Origin of the sequence: Bartonella sp. AA74HLJMH, from assembly GCF_042197045.1 — a bacterium.
Taxonomy (GTDB): Bacteria; Pseudomonadota; Alphaproteobacteria; order Rhizobiales; family Rhizobiaceae; genus Bartonella.
Genome location: NZ_JBHIRJ010000100.1, coordinates 1 through 1120, shown reverse-complemented (window position 1 = coordinate 1120; position 1120 = coordinate 1). Strand labels below are relative to the sequence as shown.

General features: G+C 40.9%; 1 protein-coding gene and 1 pseudogene. Both read right to left on the bottom strand.

The annotated features are described in order from the left end of the window. Positions 1-305: 305 nt before the first annotated feature. The gene (locus ACFINH_RS09920; protein WP_375633002.1) at positions 306-710 is read right to left on the bottom strand and encodes a hypothetical protein; all 405 of its coding nucleotides are present in this window, start codon (positions 708-710) and stop codon (positions 306-308) included. Then, positions 707-1120, bottom strand: a pseudogene (locus tag ACFINH_RS09915) (filamentous hemagglutinin); the annotation flags it as partial. The pseudogene ACFINH_RS09915 and the gene ACFINH_RS09920, both read right to left, overlap by 4 nt.

Here is a 1120-nt window from a genome sequence, read left to right as displayed (position 1 = left end):
CGGTACTCCACATTCTAAAAGTATTTTATTTCTCCATAATGCTGGAGAAAGTGAGGGAATTGAGTTAACACATCCAGTGATACTTAACAGAGCTATACAACTCAATAGTTTTAAGATTTTCTTCATTATTCCCCTCTTTCAATGGATTTATTTACAATAAACAGCTCATAAGCTTGTTGATATTTTCTGTCATCGCTGCTTAAAACAACGGTGAACAATATTGAGATGATTGGTTGAGAAAACAATCCCACCATTCCAAGCAAAGGCAAGGATGGCGGATTGTTAATCATCACAAACAGCAAAACTTAAGGCTGGCATTTGCGACTATTTTTATATTTTTTACAAAACGGGCTGTTCAAGCGCTTCTTGACACTGCGCTGTGGAACAACAGCGCCTGGACGACAAATGGGCAAGTTTTCAGCTTTATGATTTCCACACCAGCCTCCCCCCACATCATATTTATAGCGAAATCCCGCTTGGAGCATGCAAGAATCAATGGTTGCATTTGCATTATTACTGAGCTTTCTACTTTCTGGATCCTTATCATAAGGGGTTGGCATACCGCATTCTAACAAGGCTTTTCCTATCTCCGTAAAATCTGCTCCTGGCTTCTCCCATGCCCCTATAGAAGATATGGGAGTTTTATTAAACTGGCACCCAGCTATACTTAACAAAGTTACAGCACTTAATAATTTTACGATGTGTTTCATTTTTTACTCCATGATTTACTTAAAGGAAATTGTTCACGATGAGATGAGCCGTAAAGCATGTTGCACATACGCCCCGCATCTCCAAGACAGGTATGGGAACTTATGGGATTTGTAGCCACTCTCAACCATTCTGTCCAAACGTTACTGCCAGCAGGGAGTGTCCCGTAGGTATAGCCATTGCCGCCAATAATTCTGCTGACAAAGTCGTATCTATTCCCATCAAAGCCAACAATGGTTTGTTTGCCATCACTCACATAACCTAACAGACCGGATGCAACTAAAACATTAAAGGCTGGTCCATAGAGATTGATAGTCGTGTTTTCGTTGGCTATCCCGTGCACACCTTCTTGTTTGAAAGAATTCAGCATATTCCCCAATGTCATTGTCCCGCGACTATGTCCATAAAGTTC

Bases quoted from the DNA above. Each gene is read 5' to 3' on its own strand.
- ACFINH_RS09920 (WP_375633002.1), bottom strand. From the start codon at position 710: ATGAAACACATCGTAAAATTATTAAGTGCTGTAACTTTGTTAAGTATA.